This window comes from Pseudoalteromonas sp. BSi20311, from assembly GCF_000239875.1.
Taxonomy (GTDB): domain Bacteria; phylum Pseudomonadota; class Gammaproteobacteria; order Enterobacterales; family Alteromonadaceae; genus Pseudoalteromonas.
Window position 1 is genome coordinate 14,413 of the sequence record NZ_BADU01000190.1, and the last position, 22,704, is coordinate 37,116.

Sequence of the window (22,704 nt, forward strand, 5' to 3'; positions counted from 1 at the left end):
GTGGCGCTAGTTTAGCGTGAAATCGTTTTTTTCTAAATACACAAATATAAAATAGCAACTTGAAAAAGGTAACAACGATAAAAACCTTCTTTATCTGAATAATAACTTTCTACCCGTACTTTAATTTAGTTATATAGAGGTGATTTGGCTATAAAATTATGGAATAATGAAATTAATTTTTCCTGCCATTTCAGTTCCAAGAGGAATATCTCATGTCAATTATAGATTCAGTGGCAACTAGCTACCTAGAAAGTTTAAATCGTCACCAAGTATTGTTCGAAACCATGGAGGCGTATCATCAAGAGGTAATGCAGTTGTTAGAAGCATGTCATAGTGCTTTACAGGCTGGTGGTAAGGTTGTTTGGTTTGGTAATGGCGGCAGTGCGGCTGATGCTCAGCATTTGGCTGCAGAGTTTGTGGTACGTTATAAGTTAGAGCGAGGACCGTTAGCGTCTATTGCTCTCACCACAGACACCTCTATTTTAACAGCGCACAGTAATGACTATCATTTTGACACAGTATTTGAACGCCAAGTTCAGGCGCTATGTAAACCTGAAGATATCGTAATTGGCTTAACTACATCGGGCACCAGTAATAATATTAATTTAGCGTTAGAAGCCGCTAATAAAATAGGAGCATTCACTGTTGCATTTACAGGTCGCGATGGAGGTAAAGTAAAAGACATCGCCAAGTTACCTATTATTATTAAAAATGATGAAACAGCCCGTATTCAAGAGGCACACATGTTTATTGGCCATTGGCTGTGTGAAGCCATGGATATGGTTGTTGCGGAGCAGCAGTAATGGATTTATCGCTATTAAAAAACTTATCAGCAGCGCGTATTTTAGTGGTTGGTGACGTTATGCTCGACCGCTACTGGTATGGTGATTCTGGCCGTATTTCGCCGGAGGCACCAGTACCCGTTGTAAAAGTCAGTAAATTTGAAGACAAAGCCGGTGGTGCCGCCAATGTGGCTAAAAATATAGCCCGACTAGATGGCAAAGTGGGTTTACTTGGCCTAATTGGCGAGGATGAAAGCGGACAAATTTTAGAAAACATTCTAGAGGGTGAAAAAATAAATTCACAGCTTGTGAGTGTATGCGATTTGCCGACTATTTCTAAAATGCGGGTGATCAGTCGTCATCAACAAGTTGTGCGTTTAGATTTAGAAGAGGCTTTTAATGAGTCTCATAGCCAGTTGTTATTAAATCGATTAGAGCTGGTGCTGAGTGATTACGACTTTATTGTATTTTCTGATTACAACAAGGGCTCACTCGCGCTAATCCAAAAAATGATTTCGGTTGCTAAAGATGCAGGTAAAACCGTGCTTGTTGACCCTAAATCATCTGATTTAGAGTTGTACCGTGGAGCTGATTACATAACCCCTAATTTAAATGAGTTTAAATTAGCGGGTGGTCAGGTTGGTTCAGAAGAGTTGCTTGCTAGCAGCGCGCGTACCCTGATTAGTGATGCGGGTATTAACGCCATGCTACTAACACGCTCAGAACAAGGTATGTCGCTAATTGATGCAACGCAAAAGCATGACTTTGCAGCGCAACAACTCGAAGTAAGTGATGTAACCGGTGCGGGCGATACTGTTATTGCTACATTAGCTGTAATGCTAGGTGCGGGTATGACCGCCAAAGATGCAGTCGAAATTGCAAACTTAGCTGCAGGTATTGCAGTAAGTAAATTGGGAGCGGCTACCGTTTCTCCTGAAGAGTTGAGCCGCAAGTTAGGCCAATACTTACAAGCCACTGGCGAGCATTATCAAACCCCATTTGATGATGTATTACAACATATTGAATTTGCAAAGCAAAATGGAGAAACCATTGTATTTACTAATGGTTGTTTTGATATTTTGCATGCAGGCCATGTGCGCTATTTAGCGCAAGCTAAAGCGCGTGGTGATAGATTAGTGGTTGGTTTAAATAACGATGAATCCATTGCCCGTTTAAAAGGCCCTGAGCGCCCAATTAACCCATTAGATGAGCGTGCTATGGTTTTAAGTGCATTAGCCTCAGTTGATTGGGTTATTCCGTTTGGCAGTGAGGCTGAAAATGACACTCCAGCAAAGCTAATTGAGCAAATTAGCCCAGATATTCTTGTTAAAGGTGGTGATTACACTGTTGAGCAAATTGCTGGTGCCGAGCATGTGTTGCGTCATGGCGGAAAAGTAGAAGTGCTTGAGTTTTTAGATGGTTGCTCTACATCAAAAGTGATTAGCAAATTAAAAGCTAGCTAGTTAGTGAAATAAAAAAGGGGATAAACTTTGGTTTATCCCCTTTTTTATACTTACAAAACTAAAAGTTATATTCGAACTTTGCAAATGCAGACGTATCGTTTTCTGCTCCATCGTTATTAGAGGCAAGTCCGCCAAGGGTAAAGCGCCCCCCCATGGCAAGCATTCTGTAACGTACTTCAAGCTGTTTAGAGCTAAATGCTGTTTTGGTAATCGAGTTACCTAAGTCTGGGTTATTTGGGTAACGGTCACGGTTGTCGCTGTTGTAGTCAATATCACGTAATTTTACTTGCCAGTCAGTTCCGCTTGAGAGTTGCCCAAGTACGGTTAATACTAGTGATTGAGCATCATTATCATAGGTAGAGCCGATAGGGCGACCATGGTAACGATACCCTGATTGGTAATCAGTGTGCTCATAATAGCAATTTTCGGTCGTTGACCCCGCAGAGCAAGACACACCTGTATCAATGTATTCTAAGTTGACTAGTAAATTCTGCTCGTAAACACGATGTGTTGTTTGTAAGCCAAATAAGTACGCTCTATCAGCTGGTTTAAACTGTGAGCTCGCATCTTCACCAATCGTACTGGCATAAACGGCATAAGGTTGATTAAATAATGTATCTGACCAACGAATATCAATACCAGCTAATTGATTACCTATTTTTGACTCTAACTGGCTATCACAATTAGAAGTGCCATCAACACATTTTGTATCACCGGCAATCATATCAATAAAATCACTAGCCGAGCTTGGTTGTCCCTTACCAGCCCATTGTGCTGACCAGCTCAGTGCTATTTCTAATTGTTGAACGGGGCGAAAGTTAACCCGAGTGCTCCACAATAACGCATCAGGAATAACGCGGGTTGATTCCAGCTTAGCCATTTGTGCAGTAAACCCCCACTGACCAATCCAACTTAACCAAGGTGTTTCAAAGGCACTGCTTTGTTCACGAGAAATACTAATGGCAGGTAAAGGTTTTGCATTACCAGACATAATTAAGCTGTTATCAACACCCGGACCCCAAAATTGCTCAATGGCACCCGCTCTTACAATCCAATTACCCATACGATACGCTAAATAGCTGTCATCTAGAGAGGTATCATTGCAGTCAGTTAGTGCTTGCTCGTTTTGAGCTATATCATCAGTTGTTTTACCGTCGACTAAGCATTTTTTGCCATCATTACGATGATTAATCGCTATTTTAGCTGCAAAGTTATGTCCTAAATAAGCGTAGGCAGCAGTTAACTCTGATTCTTGGCTATTGGTGGCACCAAAGCTAGTGGCTACAAGAGGATCTGAGCTGGCAAATGCCGAAAGCTGTACACTATGCGAACCGCTATTTTCTGACTTATAACGATGTTTTACACGTAATAACGCATCTTGCAGTTGAGGGGGTAATTGTTCTAACGAAGTATTGTTAACATCATTAATAAAGCTTTTCCACATTAATGGGTACGTTGTTACTGGCGCTAAAATTATACCTGCATCGGCAAGCTGTTGTATATCTGCCCTAAGACCATAGTCATCAGGCTTTACCCAAGGTTCAGCATTTACGGTTGTAGTTACGGCACAAAAAAGCGAAGAAAGTATAAAAATTTTGTTTCGCAAAGCTCAGATCCTTATGATTGAAATTGCCGACAAGTTTAGCAATCTACGCTCTCTATTGCAGTAATTAAATCAACCAAGATAAATTTAAAATGCCACTATAGATTAGATTAAAACATTGTAGCTCTATCGGAAAAATGATCTCGTTGATATACTCGCTGCAAAGAAAAAAAAGAGATGGTAATGAGCAACAAACGACTTTTATTTATTCCCGTGTCATCGCCTGAAGGTATTGGTGAATATATGCGCTCGTTACAGCTAGCTCATTCCCTTACCTCGGAGTACGGCAATTCGTTAGATATTCATTTCATTTTAAATAAGCACACGGCTTATGCTAAAAACTGCCCATTTCCTACCTTATTGTTAAATCAATCGGCAACAAAAGAAAATACGCATGTATGTCAGTTTATTAAGCAATACAAACCAGATGCGGTGCTATTTGATTGTGCAGGACGCGCTGAGCAAATGAAAGCTGCAAAAAAAGTGGGTGCTAAAGTTGTTTTTATTTCACAGCATGCAAAAAAGCGAGCAAAAGGTTTAAAGCTTAATAGAGCGGGCCTTATTGATACTCATTGGGTGGTTCAGCCTGATTACTGTATTGAACCTCTTTCGTGGTATGAAAAGCTAAAATTGAGCATGTTGTCTCTGGCCTATCCTGCTAATGTTGGGCCATTTACAGTGTTTGCATCAGCGCAACAAAAATCCGATGCACTAACCCGTTATCAATTGAAAGAGAAAGAATTCTTTATTGTTAACGCAGGTTCTGGTGGGCACACCCTTAATGGCCAAAACTGTGCTGATATCTACTATAAAGCAGCACTGAATATTGCGAAAGAAACAGGTTTAAAAGGGGTTGTGGTGTTTGGTCCTAATTACACTAAGTCGTTACCTAAAAGCGATGAGTTAATTTGTTTGCCAAGCCAAGAGGGGACTGAATTTTTAGCCTTACTAAGTCAGGCTAAGGTGGCATTATTAAGCGCGGGCGATACTTTACTTCAAGCCATTACTTTACAAACGCCAACGATAGCATGTGCTATTTCAAAAGATCAAAATGAGCGAGTTGTTCGTTGTGCGAGTACCGGTGTTGTTAAAGAGGCTGAGCTTGATATTTTAGATATTACCCAAAAAATAAAAGAGCTACTTTTGGAACCAAATTATAATAATACAGTAGGCCAATACGAGTCGTTAGAAAATGTGCATAGCTTTGATGTTATAACCAAAGGAGTACAAGCGTTGTTAATAGGAAGTAAGCTATGAATATTGTTATTGTAATTGACTCTCTCGTTGGTGGTGGCGCTGAAAAAGTAATGCTTACTTTGGCGCAGGAAATGGTATCAAAAGCCCACAATGTGACTATTTTGTCATTGGCGCAAAATATTGAATATGACATTCCAAACCCCTTATCTGTTGAAAGTTTATTTTCAGGTCGAGCAACAAAAGTTGATCGATTTTGGCAGATAAAAAAGAATGTTAAAGTATTAGAAGCATGGTTTGAACAAAAGCTACTTCAACTTGGTTCTATTGATTTAGTACTTTCTAATTTAGATCGTAGTAATAACTTATTAGCAAAAAGTAAAATAGAAAATATCCATTTTGTTGTTCATAACTCAGTTAATGCAGAGCTCGCTAGGCAAAAAAAACTAGGTCCGCTTTCATATTTATATCTTAAAAAAAGCAAACAAAACTTAAATGGTAAATCATTGATTTGTGTTTCTAAAGGGGTTGAAGAAGAAATAAAGCAAGGCAACTTAATTAGTCCAAGTGCTATAACAACTATTTATAACCCCTTTAATTTTAAAGAAATTAATGAGCAAGCTAATGAATCAAATATTAATATACCAGATACACCTTACTTGATTCATGTGGGACGTTTTGCTAAACAAAAACGTCACGATGTTCTGTTTGACACATTTGCCAAATTAGATAAAAAATATAAATTGGTATTGTTGTGTAATAAAAAAGAGAAAGCGTTTAAGTTAGCCAAACAATACGGAATTGAAAATCAACTTATTGTACCTGGATTTGAACAAAATCCTTATAATTGGATTAAGCAGGCTAAGGCTTTGTTGTTAAGCTCAGACTTTGAAGGATTTGGTAATGTGTTAGTTGAGGCTTTGGCTGTAGGAACACCAGTTGTCAGTACTGAGTGTCCTCATGGTCCAAGTGAAATACTTACAGGTGAGTTAAGCAAATATTTAGTACCAATTGGTCAAAGCGAAAAGCTTGTGCTGGCAGTTAAGCAAGTGCTCGCAGATAACCCAAATGTAGGCAAAGCAGCTATTTTAGAAAAAGTGTGTGCCGATAGGGTAACAGAGCAATACTTAGCATTAGCAAACTAGTTTTTATTGGGTTAACCCGTCACGATAGTGTTTATCTAAACGCTGCCAATCGTTTTGCTGCCAATGAAAGTTGCTATTGCGGCTTTGCTCTTTTAAAAAGGAGCGCTGTAAGCGAGACATATTGCTTTGTTGCCATTTTTTATGGGGAACTTTTATTTCGCCACGGTCAAAGTCGATAATGTAAACATCACCAGAGTCATCAAATAAAATATTATTAATATTTAAATCAGCGTGATAAACCCCTTTACTATGAAATTGGGCAATAGTTTGTGCTATTTTTTTTTATCTCAGCTTCACTCAATGTGCGTTCAATCAGTATATCTAATATACTTTTAGCGCCGCTAACCGCTTCAGTAATAATATCACCTCGGTAAATGAAGCCATAGCGACTCACTTTAGCTGCAATAGGCTTTGGTACATTTAAGCCTAACTCTATTAATCGAGTCATTAAGCTAAATTCTTGATAAACACGCGTTTGCTCTAGTCCCCAATATAAATATTGGTCACTAAGTAGTTTTCCTATTAGGCCGCCACGCCAATAATGGCGCAACACAGCCGTTAAATCTGCGTGTTTAAAAAACCATGCGGTTGCACGTCCCTTTTTAGCGCCAACAATTTTTTGCTGTTGCTGCCAGAAATTGGGCTCAAACCAATCTAACTCTATCTGGCTGCTATATTGAGGATGGCTCAAAATGACATGGTTATTTTTGACGTGTTGATTAAACATAGCTCATAGGGTTCGCGTTAATATGTGCACATATTAACGTGTTTTAACGCTAAGGATAAGTACTTGCAATGACGCGATTATAATTTAAGATCAGGTTTTATTATTTTACCTCCAAGGAAACGTGTGACTTCAGCGCCTACTTACACTTCAATTTGTATTTTACGTCTTTCTGCTATTGGTGATGTATGCCATGCAGTAAGTGCGGTACAAGCTATTCAAAAAGCACACCCAAATGCCAAAATTACATGGGTTATAGGTAAGGTCGAGGCGATGCTGTTAGCTGACTTACCAGGCGTTGAGCTTGTTGTATTTGATAAAAAACAAGGTAAAGCGGCACTGAAACAGTTAAAGCAAACCTTTAAAGGGCAGTGTTTTGACGTACTGCTTAATATGCAAGTGGCTTTAAGAGCAGGTTTTGTTGCTCGCTGTATTCCTGCCAAAGTTAAAATTGGTTTTGACTGGGCTCGTTCAAAAGAGCTACATAGTTTATTTATTAATAAACGCATTAAAGCCCAATCTCAGGCGCATGTTTTAGAGGGATTTAAAGGCTTTGCCCAAGCGATTGGTGTTGATGATTATGTCCCTGTATGGAATATGCCCTTTACCAACAAAGATCAAGCTAAAGCTGATGAGCTGTTAGGTGACGATTATTTATCAAATAAGCTATTTGTTATTTCGCCAGCAGCAAGTAAAGCACAGCGTAACTGGTTAGCCGATCGCTATGCTGCGCTTGCGGATTATGCACATACACAGGGGTTTAAAATAGTATTAACTGGTGGACCGACTGAACTGGAAATTAATTTAGCAAATAACATCATTAAACACTCTGATTCACCCATTCTGAACTTGGTGGGTAAAACAAAACTCAAAGAATTATTGTGCTTACTTAAACGGGCAAGCTTAGTACTTGCGCCCGATACAGGCCCAGCTCATATGGCGGTGACTGTGGGTACGCCCGTTATTGGTTTATATGCGCATTCAAACCCTGCGCGTACGGGGCCTTATTTATACCAAGACTATGTTGTTGAGGTTTACCATCAAAACTTAGTAAAGCAAACAGGTAAAATCGCCGAGCAATTGCCTTGGGGTACTCGTGTTAAAGGCGATGATTTAATGAGCCAAATAACCACCGATGCAGTAAAACAAATGTTTGATCATGTTGTTAAAAAAGAGTCGCTGTTATGAATCAAGAGAACACTAACAAGGCGCTTTTTTTAGATCGTGATGGCGTAGTAAATGTTGATCATGGTTATGTGTTTAAAAGCGAAGAGTTTGAATTTATAGACGGTGTGTTTTCAACATGCAAAGCGTTTTATGATGCGGGCTATAAAATAATTATAGTGACTAATCAGTCAGGCATTGGCCGTGGTTATTATTCTGAGAGCGAATTTTTAACACTTAGCGAGTGGATGAAAGCGCAGTTTAGCGCTCATCAAATTGAAATTACGGACGTTTATTTTTGTCCTCATCATCCTAAAAACGCATTACCAGATTATTTAAAAGAGTGCGATTGCAGAAAACCAGCGCCTGGCATGTTACTTCAAGGAATAGAAGATCATCATATCAACCCTGCGCTTAGTGTGATGGTGGGTGACAAATTAGGTGACATGCACGCTGCCATTAGCGCTAATGTACGTACCAAAGTACTGGTACGTTCAGGGCAAAAATTTGATGACAAAGCTGTAAATTTTGCTGACTATGTTTGTGACTCAATCAACGACCTTCCGGCTTTGTTTGCTGATCTAACGTAGTACACACCTCAAGCCTGTAAACTGGCAGCTTTTCCTGCCAGTTAGGTAATTTGCGACGAATGACAAACAGTGCAATTTGGCGCTTAAACTTTTACAATACCCGCATTATAAATAGCAGCAACACGTCTGCTGTTTAACCCGTTCAACCAAATGGAGATCACAGATGAGAGCATCTGCTTTTTTTAGCCAATTACAACAGCAAATCGAAGACGTTAAAGCGGAAGGTTTGTACAAGAATGAACGTGTTATCACTTCGCAGCAGCAAGCTCAAATTGAAGTGGCATCAGGCGAAAAAGTTATTAATTTTTGTGCTAACAACTACTTAGGTTTAGCTAACAGCCCAGAGCTTATTAAAGCGGCGCAACAAGGCTTAGATGACCATGGCTTTGGTGTAGCGTCTGTGCGTTTCATTTGTGGTACACAAGATATTCATAAAACGCTCGAGAAAAAAATCAGTCAATTCTTAGAAACTGAAGACACCATTTTGTATTCATCATGTTTTGATGCGAATACGGGCTTGTTTGAAACTATTTTAGGTGCAGACGATGCGATTATTTCTGATTCATTAAACCATGCATCTATTATTGATGGCGTGCGTTTATGTAAAGCAAAACGTTTCCGTTATGCAAATAACGATATGGCAGATTTAGAAAAGCAATTAATTGCAGCCGATGAAGCCGGTGCTAAAACTAAACTAATTGCTACTGATGGCGTGTTCTCAATGGATGGCGTTATTTGTAATTTAGAAGCAGTGTGTGATTTAGCCGACAAATACGACGCACTCGTTATGGTTGATGATTCACATGCCGTTGGTTTTGTTGGCGAAAACGGTAAAGGTACACCTGAGTACTGTAATGTACTCGACCGTGTTGATATTATTACTGGTACCTTAGGCAAAGCGCTTGGTGGAGCCTCTGGTGGTTATACCTCAGGTAAAAAAGAAATTGTTGAGTGGCTTCGTCAACGTTCACGTCCATACTTATTCTCAAACTCATTAGCGCCTTCAATTGTAACGGCATCAATCAAAGTGTTAGAAATGCTTGAAAATGGCGGTGAGCTTCGCGCTAAGCTATGGTCAAATGCTAAATACTTCCGCGAGCAAATGGAAGCGGCAGGTTTTACCTGTGCAGGTAAAGATCATGCGATTATTCCAGTGATGCTAGGAGACGCCAAAGTAGCGTCACTTATGGCTGATAAGCTATTGGCTGAAGGGATTTATGTAACTGGCTTTTCATTCCCTGTTGTACCAAAAGGTCAGGCGCGTATTCGTACCCAAATTTCTGCAGCGCACAGCAAGGAACAGCTTGATATAGCCATTGCAGCCTTTACCCGTATTGGTAAAGAGATTGGTGTTATTTAATTTTCTTGTTAAATCGCGGCTAAAGTCGCGATTTTTTAATTGAGTGTGGATTATGAAAGCATTATCAAAGTTAAAAGCAGAGCCAGGCATTTGGATGACAGATGCACCAAAGCCTGAAGTGGGTCATAACGATCTGTTAATTAAGATTCGTAAAACGGCTATTTGTGGCACCGATGTTCATATTTATAAGTGGGATGAGTGGGCACAAAATACCATTCCTACGCCTATGGTGGTTGGCCACGAATACGTGGGTGAAGTAATTGACATGGGCCAAGAAGTGCGCGGTTTCAATGTTGGCGACCGTGTATCAGGTGAAGGTCATATAACCTGTGGTCATTGTCGTAACTGTCGTGCTGGTCGTGTTCACTTATGCCGTAATACAACCGGTGTAGGTGTTAACCGCGAAGGTGCATTTGCTGAGTACTTAGTTATTCCAGCATTTAATGCCTTTAAAATTCCAGATAACATTAGCGATGAACTTGCCTCTATTTTTGACCCGTTTGGTAATGCAGTACATACCGCTTTATCGTTTGACTTAGTGGGTGAAGATGTATTGATCACCGGTGCAGGCCCTATTGGTATTATGGCAGCCGCAGTAGCTAAACATGTAGGTGCTCGTCATGTAGTTATTACCGACGTAAATGAATACCGCCTAGACTTAGCGCGTAAAATGGGCGCAACGCGTGCTGTAAACGTTGCGAATGAAAAGCTTGAAGATGTAGCTAAAGAGCTGGGTATGACAGAGGGCTTTGATATTGGCCTAGAAATGTCAGGTGTTCCGAGTGCATTTAATGCCATGCTAAATAATATGAATCATGGCGGCAAAATTGCCATGTTAGGTATTCCACCTTCAGATATGGCGGTCGATTGGAATCAAGTTATCTTTAAAGGCTTAGTGATCAAAGGTATTTACGGTCGTGAGATGTTTGAAACCTGGTACAAAATGGCCAGCTTGATTCAATCAGGACTTGATTTAAAACCAATTATTACTCATCAATATTCAATTGATGACTTCCAAGCTGGCTTTGATATGATGATTTCAGGCCAATCAGGTAAAGTAATTCTTAACTGGGATTAATTATCCACTGTTAAGAGAATTAAAGGCGGCATTTGTCGCCTTTTTTGTAATTATAAGAGAGTACTATGGCATTTAAACATATATCAATCGCACAAACCCTCGAACTACTAAACAAAGAGGATGTGGTGATTGCCGATATTCGCGATCCTAATTCGTATCAGGCAGGGCACATTCCTGGCTCTGAAGCACTTTCAAATGCAAATATCGCCCAATTTATGATGGAAAAAGAGTTTGACCAGCCGATTATTATTGTTTGTTATCACGGCATGAGTTCACAAGGTGCTGCCAGCTACTTAGTAGAGCAAGGCTTTGAAGATGTTTACAGTATGGATGGTGGTTTTACTGCGTGGGAAGCCGCTTACAAGGATAAAGTAGCACGATGATAGAGCTTGGTAGCCTAACTAATCCCCGCGCTGCACAGGGCTTTATAGATTACCTAAAAAGCCAAGGGCTTACAGGGCAAATTCGTACTGAGGATGGCCATACGCTTGTTATTAGTGTGGCACCTGAAGACTTTCATGCAGTGCAGCCTTTATGGAACGAATTTGCTAAAAACCCTAATCATGAGCGTTACCAACAAGCATCATGGCAAGTAGGTACTACGCAGTCACCGTTAAAGTATCAAGGGCAGTCACTTAATTTAGTCGCTCGTTTTAAAGCCTTAAGCTGGCTTAATCAAGGTGTTAGTATTCTCAGCATTATTGTTTATGTTGCCTTTTTATTTGGTGCGTTTGAGCCTATTTATATGGCGTTGCAGTTCAATCCTGCGTCACCACTTACCTGGTTAACACCTGCTATTGTGCATTTTAGCGCTATGCATATTGTGTTTAACTTAATCTGGTGGGTATCGCTGGGTGATAACATTGAAAAGCAATGCGGTAAGTCGAGTTTAATCGGGCTGTTTTTAGTTACCGCTTTAATAAGTAATTGGGCACAGTACTTAATGGTCGGTCCTAACTTTGGTGGGCTTAGCGGTGTTGTATATGGGTTGTTAGGCTTTTGTTGGATTTACAGCGCGCTTAACCCTAAACAGCCTGCACTGGTTACAACCGCGATTGTTGGTTTTATGCTGGTATGGTTAGTACTTGGTTTTGCAGATGTATTATTTGTTGGAATGGCTAATTGGGCACACTTAGGTGGGCTTATTAGCGGTATGGCTTTTGCCTATACCGCTCAGCTTTTTAAAACAAAAAGCGGCTAATGATATAAATATTTAGTAAATAACAGGTCTCGGATTATTTCTTGGCCTGTTTCTTCCTTAAGTAAGCTTTTTAGTTTTTCTGCGCTTTTAAGGCGAATTTGCTCACGCCCTGTTAAAGACTTTATTTTGTTTTCAGGCTCTTTTGATAATATCTCTACTAGCGCATCACGTAACAGCGGGGTGTGGTGTTCTACAATGGCAATGTCGGATGTTTTATTTAGCATTAAATCAACCGTGACACGTACGTAGCCCATTTTTTTACTAGATGGACCAATATAATTGGTAATAATATCTGGCTCAAACCCAAAATAACCCACAGTAGACTCAGCACGTGCTGATAAGCTAGTTAGGCTGACTAAAAGAATAAAAAGGCCTGTAAATACTGTTTTTTTCATTTCAAAAGCGTTTCCGTAAACTGGTTACAAATAGTTTATACTTATTAGTAAATAAGATACAGCAAGATGCTGTTATTTGTTGTGTTATGTAAAAGTACTCTGGACTCAAGTTTGGGATAGGCAATAGCGAGAGTCAAATGCTAATTAGCGTTTTATAATATAGGGTGTGCTTGGTGGTGAGCAAATCGCGCTTTTTCAAATTCGTTGGCAATGTTATGATCTCACTGATTTTTATCAAATAGAGCTATTGTGATTACTTTTCCTCTTTCTTTATCTGCTGATTGGCAGAATACTGCTCAAGTCAGTGGCTTATCTAGCGCTGAGCAAGAGTGGTTATTTGAACCCCATTCTTTAACGGCTAAATTAAAAAGTCAGTCTCAGCACTTTGCTGTAAAAGTGTTGAGCGAGCAAAAAGTAGACCTTTCGCAATCACAGCAAGCGTTATTAAGTGATCAGGTAAACACGGTGCTTAACCGTGAAGTGTTACTGTTGTGTGATGAACAACCGATTGTTTATGCTCAAAGTTGGTTGCCAATAACAAGTAACAATACAAACAATCAGCTGCACAATATGGGAGAGCGCCCGTTAGGTGATGTGATCTTTCAAGATCCTGCGTTAAAGCGTACCGATATTGAAATTGCGCGCTTTGATGATAACCACACATTGCAGTCACTGGTGAGCGAACTTAATTTACCGAACCGTCCCTTACTGGGAAGACGCAGCGTATTTTCTTTACACAACTATCAATTTTTGGTTTGTGAGGTTTTTTTACCAGGAGCTTATTTATACTCATGAAATTAGCCGCTTTGTCAGTTCATCATATTCCCTTTTACATCCAGTTAATGCGAATAGATAAGCCCATAGGCACTTTATTGCTGCTTTGGCCAACTTATTGGGCACTGTGGATTGCGAACGAAGGTCTGCCTAGCTTAATTAATTTCATTGTGTTTACCCTTGGGGTAATAGTTATGCGCAGCGCTGGATGCGTTATTAATGATTTCGCAGATAGAAAAATTGATGGCTCAGTAAAACGTACTTGTCAGCGTCCGCTAGCGACCGGAGCGGTAAGTAGTGGCGAAGCAATTAGTTTGTTTTTATTACTCGTTGCCATCGCCTTTATATTAGTCTTAATGCTTAATACCAATACTATTTTGTTATCGTTTGGTGCGCTTGGATTAGCGTTTTGTTATCCCTTTATGAAACGTTACACGCAACTTCCTCAAGTTGTATTGGGCGCGGCTTTTGGCTGGGCAATCCCTATGGCTTTTATGGCGTCAACAAACTCTCTCCCCGTGCAGGCATGGTTGCTATTTATTGCCAATATTTGCTGGACGGTGGCTTACGACACTATGTACGCCATGGTTGATAGGGACGATGATTTAAAAATAGGAGTTAAATCAACCGCTATTTTATTCGCCAGTTATGACCGCCATATTATAGCGATACTTAACTTTAGCTTTTTTGCGTTGATGGTTTTAATTGGGTTGATGAACCAAATAGGATTTAGTTTTTGGTTGGGATTAGCTATTGCAGCAATGTTACTTGTGTATCAACAGCGTTTGATTCATTTACGCCAGCGAGATAATTGTTTTAAAGCATTTTTAAATAACCATTACGTAGGACTGGCTATTTTTATTGGTTTATTATTTTCTTATCCCGTTTTTGCTTAACGGGGTGGGTCGATAATGCCACTAATTGACGCGTTTTTTCTGAACCAACCAGCAATCGAATAGCGGTTATCAACAGCAGGAAGTACTTCATGTACAAAGCGTTCGCTTTCAAATAATACCAAAGTGCCTGCCGTGGGTTTTATTACTATTTCTATGTCTTTACTTTTAGGCTTGTAAATAACTAGCTCTCCACCTTCCTCTGGAGAGTTCAAATATAATACGGTAGTAAAAACACGGTTTGAACGACCTTTAAATGCATCTACATGTTTTTTATAAAAATCACCTTGCGTATATTTTGCATAGTGACATTCATAATCAAACAAACCCATAAAGAAAGTTCGATTAAGCGTATTACGAACTGCTTCCATTACTTGCTGGTAGCCAAGTTGTGCATTTGAACTGCCATCAAACCAATAGGTTTTGTCTTTACGAACAGTATCATCGATTTGCAAATTATTTAATCGACCAACACCGGCAAGGCTAAAGTGGGGGTTTATTCTATAACAATCAGCCATTAAATCAGAAATTAAGCCATTATCAATGGCGTTTTCAATAATGGCATAGCCATGCGTTTCAATGTGCTCTAAATAAATTTCAGTAGCGGTAAAGTTGTTCATCAACGCTAGTCATAATAGTAGGGAGCGTTAGTGTAATGTAAAAAAACTTTAAAGCTACAAATTTATAGTGATCATCAAAGCGCATGGTGCATTGTTATGCTCTTGAAACTTTCTTGATTAGCGAGAGTAGATGGTCAACATGCTCACCCGCTTCTATCTGCTGGCTGGTTTGCACAATAAGTTGCTCATGGCTAATATCGTTATTGGTCTTAAGCTGAATTAGATTGTGGTTCTCTGCCACAGAGCTAGTGTGTTCAATACCGGCAATCGCAAAGTGGTCTGATTTTTCAAGTCCAGCCATGACCTGCTCAATACTGCCCACTTTAATTGTTGAAACTTTATTTAATGAATCAATCACTTCATTCAGCATTGATTGCACTTGTTTTGATTGCGAAAAACAACTAAACATGGGAAAGCTTTCAAGCTCTTTTTTACTGATATCGCTTTTATTTGCTAATGGGTGTTGTTTTGAGCAAAACAAAATAAGCTGATCAGGTAATTGTATGTCGCTACCTATACTGTTGACTATTTGCGAGCATACACTAATGTCAATTTCCCCTTGAAGTAACTTTCTGTGAAGCTCAGTTTTGTTTTGCAGCTGCATTTCAATTTTAATATGAGGGTATTGGCTTAAAAACTCACCGCAGGTAATTGGCACTATGCTGCTGGTTGTTGTGGTGTAACCAATGACCAGCTTTTTCTCTTCAGTGCCATTAATCGATTGAAAAGCGCGGTGTTTTATTTGCTCCAACTCATTGAGGGTATTTCTAGCAAAGTCGAGGAAAAGCTCCCCAGCTTGAGTTAATTTGACTGATCGAGTAGAGCGGGTAACAAGTTCGTAACCAAGTTCTGTTTCAAGGGTTTGAATACTACGAGTTAACGCAGATGTGCTAATTTGGGTTTGTTCTGCAGCTTGCCTAAAATGACGAAGTAGGCCAAGCGCTACAAATTGTTCTAATTGTTCAAATCTCACTATATAGTCCTTTTTTATAGGTAAGCTAGGGGAATTACAGATTTAATACTGACTTTATATCCCTACAGATCAGTTGAAACATGGTTTTTAACCACCGACTTAGATTAACTTTCTTTTCATCGTATTTAAAGAGAATAGTTGCAAAATGTTGTTATACCTTTGGGTAATGTTAAGTAACTGTTGGGTTTTATTATTAGCCTAATTTGTGCAATTTTATAAACAGCTTTATTAAAGTTTCGGTTTGTTAATTGCTGTTTTTGCTTTTTGGATTAGGTCCAATAAAATTTTTACTAACTCTATTACTTAATGGTTTATTTTCAATATTTTGCAATTCAATTTCTATGGCGTCGCAAGAAATGTGAATTTCAAATAATGAAGTAAGCAAAGATAAGCTTAAGCAGCTTAAACTGACACCAAATAAAATAATACCTGTAGTATTAAATTCTATGAATAAGGCGAACATAGATAACGTACATAATAAAAAAGCAGCCACCCCGTATACTTGCATGGTTCTTATTAGTTTTATTCGCTTTCTTAGGTTGGTTATTTGCGCCACCACAACAGGACGAATTGACTCCCCTTCACGCGCATTCAGTTCTCGTATTAGTTGCGCAAGTACTAAAAATCGGTTTGTATAGGCAAGTAACAACAATGAGATGGCTGGGAAAAGTAAACCTGGGGTCGTTAGCGTCATAATGTGTCCTTAAATCATATTATTTGCTTTAGGTTACGCAGGCGCATTGTACACATAAAGTAAATGAGGTGGATATTGCAAAATACTAATAATAGTGATTCAAATGTAACATTATTTGATTGGGTAACGCTTTATAACGCAGAAAATAGTTTAGAGGCCAATATAATAAAAGGATTGATTCTTAACGCGGGAATTGAGTGTCAAATTAAAGGCGAAATGCTGCAAGGTGCTATGGGCGAGATCCCATTTGAGCAAACACAAGTAAGTGTGCAGGTTTATGCGATAAAAGAGCGCCATGCACGCGAAATATTGGTAAACTATCAGCAAGTAAAACAATCAGCTCCAGATTGGGTATGCCCTAACTGTAACGAGCATAATGGATCAACATTTGATTTTTGTTGGTCATGTGGGACTTTAAAGAATGACAAAAGCGAATAATTTTCAGCGTATTAGAGAGTTAAATTACCTACAAAAGGCGGTATTAGCCAGTGCGTTAATAGAGCGTATGTTGCCTAATTATGGACTATTTAGTGAGGCTACCGGTTTTGGTGATGAGGTTATTTTACGTAATGCTTTAAATGTATGTTGGGAAAAGATACTGCTTCCTAAAAGTAAGATTGATTTAGAAAAGCAAGTCGAAAAAATTGAACCTAATGTACCTGAACTTGCTGATTTTGATATGTTTGGCACTTATCCTGCCATTGACGCTGCCACCTCATTATTGAGCTTAATGCATGGCCTTTTAGCACAAGACGAGCAAGAATTTGTTAATGTGAGTAAAATATCGCAGGCAACTGTGGCTCGCTTTATTGAGTATCAAATGACGGTTGAAGGGGATGTTGCTGATAATAAAGCAGTGCGTGAACACCCACTAATGCAATACGAAATAGAGGTATTAGGTGAACTAATTGATTTTGTAGAAGCTATGGGGCGTATTACTGCTGAAAATGTAAAAGCATTGAAAAAGCATGTCCTTGCTGATGGCCAAACTAACATTGGTTTAGCACTTTAAGTTATTTGTTTTAAACACCTTGTTAGGTGGCAGGAGAATTAACAATGCGAATTTTAGGCATTGAATCATCATGCGATGAAACTGGTATTGCTATTTATGATGATGAAAAAGGGCTACTGGCTCATCAATTATATAGCCAAGTAAAAGTACATGCTGATTACGGTGGTGTGGTACCTGAACTTGCATCTCGCGATCATGTACGTAAAACATTGCCGCTTATCGATGCGGCATTTGCACAAGCTGGCTGTGGACCGGAAGATTTAGACGGCATTGCCTACACGGCAGGACCTGGTTTAGTGGGGGCATTGTTGGTGGGCACCTCAATTGGTCGCTCTTTAGCGTATGGTTGGGACATTCCAGCTGTAGCAGTGCACCATATGGAAGGGCATTTATTAGCGCCAATGCTTGAGGAAAACGTTCCCGAATTTCCATTTATTGCTTTACTCGTATCTGGCGGTCATACCATGATGGTAAAGGTCGCGGGTATTGGCCAATATGAAGTATTGGGTGAGTCGGTAGATGACGCTGCAGGTGAAGCATTTGATAAAACAGCTAAATTACTAGGACTTGATTACCCTGGCGGCCCTCGTTTAGCTAAAATGGCTGAGCAAGGCGTTGCCAAACGATTTGTTTTTCCACGCCCGATGACAGATAAGCCTGGTCTTGATTTTAGCTTTAGTGGCCTAAAAACCGCCGCTTCGATTGCTATTCGTGAAAATGATAGCGACGAGCAAACTAAAGCAGATATTGCCCATGCATTTCAAACAGCTGTTATAGATACTTTAGTGATTAAGTGTAAAAGAGCACTAAAGCAAACGGGTATTAAACGTTTAGTAATAGCCGGTGGTGTGAGTGCTAATACACAACTACGTTTGCAATTAGAGCGTGTGATGCAAGGTATGAAGGGCGAAGTGTATTACCCTCGCACTGAGTTTTGTACCGACAATGGCGCAATGATTGCTTATGCTGGTATGCAGCGTTTAAAAGCAGGGCAATTTGCTACGCTTGACATGAAAACTAAACCGCGCTGGCCAATCGATAGCTTAGAAGCAATATAGTTAACCAGAACTTATTAGTTATTACTTATTATCATCTGTGGGGGCTTGTTTAGTCCCTACTTTTGGTTCTTCACCCTTAAATAAACGTACAATATTAGTACGATGCCTAATAATGATCAGTAGCGTAATAAAGGTCACCGGTAAGGTATATAACGGTTTTATCCACCATGTATATAAAGGTGCTAGCGTCACAGCGACTAACGCTGCAAGCGATGAGTAGCGGGTAATCGCGACAATAATCAGCCAAGTACCAATTAATAACCCTCCTAAAGAAAGCCCTATCGGTAGTAATGAACCAAATGCCGTTGCGACCGCTTTACCCCCCTTAAAACTAAAAAATAACGGGTACATATGGCCTAAGCATGCTGCAACCGCGACTAAACCGAGCTCTAGCGGCTCAAGTTTTAAAAAGTAAGCGCCCCAAACAGGAATAGTACCCTTTAAAATATCAAATATTAACACTAAGCATGCGGGGAGTGCCCCGCCTAAGCGGTAGACATTGGTTGCTCCTGGGTTATTGGAGCCATTTGTGCGTGGATCGGGAAGTTTGAATAGCCGCGACACTAAAATGGCCGATGAAATCGAGCCGAGCAAATAGGCTAAAACAAACATTAAAATGACTAACACGCGCTTCCTTATTTTTTAATCATTACTTTTAAGCTATTATTGGCGTCAAAATTTACGGGCCTCTTAAATTACTCGCAATTTCGTAACCATTCTATTGTAGAAGTAATTTTAGTATATTTAAACACTGATTAAAGTATATACAGTATTAATTTGATTGATACAATATGTAATTAACTCAGTGACTTGTTACAGTCATTTGGAGTATCAATGGACAAGGTATTTATATCACAATTGCATGTCGAAACGATTATCGGTGTGTATGATTTTGAAAAGAAAAGTAAACAAAGCCTGTACTTTGATATTGAAATGTTAAGTGACATCAAACCTGCAGCACAAAACGATGATATTAGCTTAGCATTAGATTACGCCAAAGTGAGTGAGCGAGTCATCGAGCACAGCACGACTAAACCAGTCGAGCTTTTAGAAACGCTGGTGGAGCAATTAGCGCAAATTATTTTAACCGAATTTAATACACCTCAAGTAACGATAAGAGTTAGCAAGCCCGCCGCAGTTTCACAAGCGCAAACTGTGGGTGTAGAGATAACCCGCAACAAGGCTTCGGCTTAAATGGCGCAGATATATATTAGCCTTGGTTCAAACATTAATAAGGCAGAGCATATTCGTCGTGCTCTAGTGGCGTTAAATGAGCACTTTGAAAACACACAGCATTCATCAGTATTTGAAAGTGAAGCTGTAGGTTTTGCCGGTAATAACTTTTATAACTCAGTACTTGCCGCCACCACTAACATGGCGCTGGTTGATGTGTGCGCGTTATTAAAACAAATAGAACGCGATAATGGTCGCCAAGCAAATGATAAAAAATTTAGCCCACGTACTCTGGATCTCGATTTACTTTTTTATGATGATGTAATTTGCGAGAGCCCAGCACAACTACCGCGTGATGAAATTACTAAAAATGCCTTTGTTTTGCAGCCTTTAGCCGAGGTGGCGCCTAACTTTTATCATCCGGTAGCAAAACAAACGATTGCCCAAATATGGAATGCATATAACAACCCTCAACAAAAACTATGGAAGGTGGAGTTTTCTAACCCATGAGTATTATAGAAATAATTGTTTTAGCCCTAATTCAGGGATTTACTGAGTTTTTACCTATATCGAGTTCTGCACACTTAATTTTACCGTCACAAATTTTAGGTTGGGAAGATCAAGGTTTAGCATTTGATGTTGCCGTGCATGTAGGCACTTTAGTTGCGGTTGTTATTTATTTTCGTAAAGAAGTAGCCGATATACTCGGTGCTTGGTTTAAATCGTTTGGTGCGCAAGGCACAACAGATGATAGCAAACTAGGTTGGTGGATCATTTTAGGTACTGTGCCTGCGGCTATTTTAGGCTTATTGCTAAAAGACTTTGTTGAACTGTATTTACGCAGCGCATGGGTGATTGCAACCACAACGATCGTATTTGGCTTATTACTTTGGTACGCCGATGCCAAAGGTAAGCAGATAAAAACAATTTATCAGCTAAACTGGAAAACGGCCCTTATTATTGGCTTTGCACAGGCCGTTGCGATGATCCCTGGCACTTCACGTTCAGGTATTACTATGACTGCGGGTTTGATGCTGGGTATGAACAAACAAAGTGCAGCGCGCTTTTCGTTTTTATTAGCTATTCCAATCATTTCGATGATGGGTCTTTATTACACTGCAGAACTTGCCCTTGGCGATCATATCGTAGATTGGACGGCATTATTGTTAGGTGTAGTGCTGTCGTTTTTATCAGCTTATGCTTGTATTTTTATGTTTTTAAAAGTGATTGAGCGAATGGGAATGCTGCCATTTGTTATTTATCGTTTATTATTAGGTATAGGTTTAATATTCTTTTTAATGTTATAAGCCATTAATTTTTTAAAGGCCTCCCAATTCGGGAGGCCTTTTTATTTGCGCCAAGGGTTAATGGTAACTTAAGCTAAATTTTGGCATTATAGCGTCATTAAACTTTGCCTTAGAGCAAACCCCGTGCAGGATGAAAGGATAGTAAATGCATATACATATTTTGGGTATTTGTGGCACATTTATGGGTGGTATTGCCGCTATAGCTAAATCATTGGGTCATCACGTTACTGGGTCAGATCAAAACGTTTACCCACCAATGAGTACCCAGTTACAAGAACTGGGTATTGAACTAACGCAGGGCTATGATGTATCTCAACTAGAGCCAGTACCAGACATCGTTATTATTGGTAATGCAATGAGCCGTGGTAATCCGTGTGTTGAATATGTACTAGATAAAGGCCTGCCTTATACTTCAGGGCCTGAGTGGCTAAAACATAACTTATTACAAGATTCATGGGTGCTGGCTGTGGCGGGAACTCATGGTAAAACAACCACCGCCAGTATGTTGGCGTGGATACTTGAATATGCGGGTTTAAAACCGGGCTTTTTAATTGGCGGAATTGTACAAAACTTTGGTCTTTCTGCGCGAGTTGGGGAAACGCCATTTTTTGTGATAGAAGCCGATGAGTACGATACGGCCTTTTTTGATAAACGCAGTAAGTTTGTTCATTATTTACCGCGAACGCTTATTTTAAATAATCTTGAATTTGATCATGCTGATATTTTTGAAGATTTAAACGCGATTAAAAAACAATTTCACCATTTGATACGTACATTACCGCAAAGCGGCAAAGTGTTGTGGCCTAAAAATGATGAAGCACTGAGCGATGTTATAGCAAAAGGGTTGTGGAGCGAGAGCGAAACTCTAGGCGATGACTGGAATTATGAATTACTCAAAGCCGATGGTTCTCAATTTAATGTGTTATTAAACAAGCAGCTGCAAGGCGAAGTTAACTGGCAGGCAATTGGTGAGCATAACGTTAAAAATGCCATGATGGCTATTGCAGCAGCACGCCATGTGGGAATTGCAATAGAGCACAGTATCGAAGCTTTGAGTGAGTTTATCAGCCCAAAAAGGCGGATGGAGCTTAAAGCAGATATTAATCATATTAAAGTGTATGACGATTTTGCCCATCACCCAACGGCAATACAAACAACGCTTGCGGGGCTGCGTGCTAAAGTGGGCGATGAAAAAATCATAGCGATTTTAGAGCCGCGCTCTAACACCATGAAAATGGGAGTGCATCAATTTACACTTCTCGATTCACTTCGCGATGCAGACGACGTGCTGTTATTCGAACCAGAAAACTTAAACTGGTCACTTAAAGAGCAAGCTGACAAAGCGGGTATGCAGTGCTTTGATTCTACAACCGCCATTATTGATACAGTGCTTGAGAATATTGAGCCAAATCAACATGTTTTAATTATGAGTAATGGTGGTTTTAATGGTCTGCATCAGCAACTTGTTGATGGTTTGGCCGATAAATACAGCGGAGAATAA

General features: G+C 39.7%; 25 protein-coding genes and 1 pseudogene. 19 read left to right on the top strand and 7 right to left on the bottom strand.

The window, feature by feature from the left end; all coding sequences use genetic code 11:
- The first annotated feature begins 212 nt into the window (after positions 1-212).
- Both P20311_RS18165 and hldE read left to right on the top strand, forming a co-directional pair.
- Complete coding sequence (locus tag P20311_RS18165) at positions 213-803, top strand: SIS domain-containing protein (protein ID WP_008115583.1); 591 nt, start codon at positions 213-215, stop codon at positions 801-803.
- Positions 803-2,245 (top strand): bifunctional D-glycero-beta-D-manno-heptose-7-phosphate kinase/D-glycero-beta-D-manno-heptose 1-phosphate adenylyltransferase HldE, encoded by a 1,443-nt coding sequence (hldE, locus tag P20311_RS18170; RefSeq protein WP_008115584.1) that lies wholly within the window; start codon positions 803-805, stop codon positions 2,243-2,245. The genes P20311_RS18165 and hldE overlap by 1 nt, the downstream gene beginning before the upstream one ends.
- Positions 2,246-2,303: 58 nt before the next feature.
- Here the strand turns inward: hldE and P20311_RS18175 are convergent, their stop codons facing one another.
- Positions 2,304-3,851, bottom strand: coding sequence for a capsule assembly Wzi family protein (locus P20311_RS18175; RefSeq protein ID WP_008115585.1), 1,548 nt, complete (start codon positions 3,849-3,851; stop codon positions 2,304-2,306).
- Between the two features lie 180 nt (positions 3,852-4,031).
- Between P20311_RS18175 and P20311_RS18180 the strand changes: the two genes are divergently transcribed.
- Both P20311_RS18180 and P20311_RS18185 read left to right on the top strand, forming a co-directional pair.
- Positions 4,032-5,105: a hypothetical protein gene (locus P20311_RS18180; RefSeq protein WP_008115586.1), complete on the top strand. Its 1,074-nt coding sequence runs from the start codon at positions 4,032-4,034 to the stop codon at positions 5,103-5,105.
- Positions 5,102-6,187: a glycosyltransferase gene (locus tag P20311_RS18185; protein ID WP_008115587.1), complete on the top strand. Its 1,086-nt coding sequence runs from the start codon at positions 5,102-5,104 to the stop codon at positions 6,185-6,187. Before P20311_RS18180 ends, P20311_RS18185 begins: the two co-directional genes overlap by 4 nt.
- 3 nt (positions 6,188-6,190) lie before the next feature.
- On the opposite strand, the pseudogene P20311_RS18190 reads toward P20311_RS18185, so the two are convergent.
- Positions 6,191-6,914, bottom strand: a pseudogene (locus P20311_RS18190) (3-deoxy-D-manno-octulosonic acid kinase).
- Between the two features lie 123 nt (positions 6,915-7,037).
- On the opposite strand from P20311_RS18190, the gene P20311_RS18195 reads away from it, so the two are divergent.
- From P20311_RS18195 to glpG, 6 genes are all read left to right on the top strand, one after another.
- Positions 7,038-8,099: a glycosyltransferase family 9 protein gene (locus tag P20311_RS18195; RefSeq protein ID WP_008115590.1), complete on the top strand. Its 1,062-nt coding sequence runs from the start codon at positions 7,038-7,040 to the stop codon at positions 8,097-8,099.
- Positions 8,096-8,665 (top strand): D-glycero-beta-D-manno-heptose 1,7-bisphosphate 7-phosphatase, encoded by a 570-nt coding sequence (gene gmhB, locus P20311_RS18200; RefSeq protein WP_008115591.1) that lies wholly within the window; start codon positions 8,096-8,098, stop codon positions 8,663-8,665. Before P20311_RS18195 ends, gmhB begins: the two co-directional genes overlap by 4 nt.
- A gap of 163 nt (positions 8,666-8,828) precedes the next feature.
- On the top strand, positions 8,829-10,025 hold the full coding sequence (locus tag P20311_RS18205) for a glycine C-acetyltransferase (RefSeq protein ID WP_008115592.1): 1,197 nt from the start codon (positions 8,829-8,831) through the stop codon (positions 10,023-10,025).
- A gap of 52 nt (positions 10,026-10,077) precedes the next feature.
- Positions 10,078-11,103, top strand: a complete 1,026-nt coding sequence (gene tdh / locus P20311_RS18210; protein ID WP_008115593.1) for an L-threonine 3-dehydrogenase — start codon at positions 10,078-10,080, stop codon at positions 11,101-11,103.
- 65 nt (positions 11,104-11,168) lie between these two features.
- A complete protein-coding gene (gene glpE / locus P20311_RS18215) occupies positions 11,169-11,486 on the top strand; it encodes a thiosulfate sulfurtransferase GlpE (RefSeq protein ID WP_008115594.1) in 318 nt (105 codons plus the stop codon).
- Entirely contained in the window at positions 11,483-12,304 is an 822-nt protein-coding gene (gene glpG / locus P20311_RS18220; protein ID WP_008115595.1) for a rhomboid family intramembrane serine protease GlpG, read from the top strand. Before glpE ends, glpG begins: the two co-directional genes overlap by 4 nt.
- Here glpG and P20311_RS18225 read toward each other — a convergent pair.
- Positions 12,301-12,699 carry a flagellar basal body-associated protein FliL gene (locus tag P20311_RS18225; RefSeq protein ID WP_008115596.1) on the bottom strand — a complete coding sequence of 133 codons (399 nt, stop codon included), beginning with the start codon at positions 12,697-12,699 and terminating at the stop codon, positions 12,301-12,303. The genes glpG and P20311_RS18225 overlap by 4 nt on opposite strands.
- Positions 12,700-12,948: 249 nt before the next feature.
- Between P20311_RS18225 and P20311_RS18230 the strand changes: the two genes are divergently transcribed.
- The gene (locus P20311_RS18230; protein WP_008115597.1) at positions 12,949-13,494 is read left to right on the top strand and encodes a chorismate lyase; all 546 of its coding nucleotides are present in this window, start codon (positions 12,949-12,951) and stop codon (positions 13,492-13,494) included.
- The gene (gene ubiA, locus P20311_RS18235) at positions 13,491-14,369 is read left to right on the top strand and encodes a 4-hydroxybenzoate octaprenyltransferase (RefSeq protein WP_008115598.1); all 879 of its coding nucleotides are present in this window, start codon (positions 13,491-13,493) and stop codon (positions 14,367-14,369) included. Before P20311_RS18230 ends, ubiA begins: the two co-directional genes overlap by 4 nt.
- Here the strand turns inward: ubiA and P20311_RS18240 are convergent.
- From P20311_RS18240 to P20311_RS18250, 3 genes are all read right to left on the bottom strand, one after another.
- On the bottom strand, positions 14,366-14,986 hold the full coding sequence (locus tag P20311_RS18240) for a 2OG-Fe(II) oxygenase (protein WP_008115600.1): 621 nt from the start codon (positions 14,984-14,986) through the stop codon (positions 14,366-14,368). The genes ubiA and P20311_RS18240 overlap by 4 nt on opposite strands.
- 94 nt (positions 14,987-15,080) lie before the next feature.
- The gene (locus P20311_RS18245; protein WP_008115602.1) at positions 15,081-15,959 is read right to left on the bottom strand and encodes a LysR family transcriptional regulator; all 879 of its coding nucleotides are present in this window, start codon (positions 15,957-15,959) and stop codon (positions 15,081-15,083) included.
- A 244-nt stretch (positions 15,960-16,203) separates the two neighbouring features.
- Positions 16,204-16,653 (bottom strand): DUF2721 domain-containing protein, encoded by a 450-nt coding sequence (locus tag P20311_RS18250; RefSeq protein ID WP_008115604.1) that lies wholly within the window; start codon positions 16,651-16,653, stop codon positions 16,204-16,206.
- 75 nt (positions 16,654-16,728) lie between these two features.
- On the opposite strand from P20311_RS18250, the gene P20311_RS18255 reads away from it, so the two are divergent.
- From P20311_RS18255 to tsaD, 3 genes are read left to right on the top strand one after another with little or no spacing between them, the layout of a single operon-like run.
- A complete protein-coding gene (locus P20311_RS18255) occupies positions 16,729-17,091 on the top strand; it encodes a DUF2007 domain-containing protein (RefSeq protein ID WP_008115605.1) in 363 nt (120 codons plus the stop codon).
- Positions 17,075-17,665, top strand: coding sequence for a YjaG family protein (locus P20311_RS18260; RefSeq protein ID WP_008115608.1), 591 nt, complete (start codon positions 17,075-17,077; stop codon positions 17,663-17,665). Before P20311_RS18255 ends, P20311_RS18260 begins: the two co-directional genes overlap by 17 nt.
- A gap of 44 nt (positions 17,666-17,709) precedes the next feature.
- Positions 17,710-18,723, top strand: a complete 1,014-nt coding sequence (gene tsaD, locus P20311_RS18265; RefSeq protein WP_008115610.1) for a tRNA (adenosine(37)-N6)-threonylcarbamoyltransferase complex transferase subunit TsaD — start codon at positions 17,710-17,712, stop codon at positions 18,721-18,723.
- 21 nt (positions 18,724-18,744) lie between these two features.
- Here tsaD and plsY read toward each other — a convergent pair whose 3' ends face one another.
- Positions 18,745-19,350 (bottom strand): glycerol-3-phosphate 1-O-acyltransferase PlsY, encoded by a 606-nt coding sequence (gene plsY, locus P20311_RS18270; RefSeq protein ID WP_008115611.1) that lies wholly within the window; start codon positions 19,348-19,350, stop codon positions 18,745-18,747.
- A 207-nt stretch (positions 19,351-19,557) separates the two neighbouring features.
- Here plsY and folB point away from each other — a divergent pair, with 207 nt between their 5' ends.
- The 4 genes from folB (at position 19,558) to mpl (ending at position 22,704) form a co-directional block, all read left to right on the top strand.
- Positions 19,558-19,917 carry a dihydroneopterin aldolase gene (gene folB / locus P20311_RS18275; protein WP_008115612.1) on the top strand — a complete coding sequence of 120 codons (360 nt, stop codon included), beginning with the start codon at positions 19,558-19,560 and terminating at the stop codon, positions 19,915-19,917.
- Complete coding sequence (folK, locus tag P20311_RS18280; protein WP_008115613.1) at positions 19,918-20,406, top strand: 2-amino-4-hydroxy-6-hydroxymethyldihydropteridine diphosphokinase; 489 nt, start codon at positions 19,918-19,920, stop codon at positions 20,404-20,406.
- Positions 20,403-21,203, top strand: coding sequence for an undecaprenyl-diphosphate phosphatase (locus P20311_RS18285; protein ID WP_008115614.1), 801 nt, complete (start codon positions 20,403-20,405; stop codon positions 21,201-21,203). The genes folK and P20311_RS18285 overlap by 4 nt, the downstream gene beginning before the upstream one ends.
- Before the next feature lie 145 nt (positions 21,204-21,348).
- Positions 21,349-22,704: a UDP-N-acetylmuramate:L-alanyl-gamma-D-glutamyl-meso-diaminopimelate ligase gene (gene mpl / locus P20311_RS18290; RefSeq protein WP_008115615.1), complete on the top strand. Its 1,356-nt coding sequence runs from the start codon at positions 21,349-21,351 to the stop codon at positions 22,702-22,704.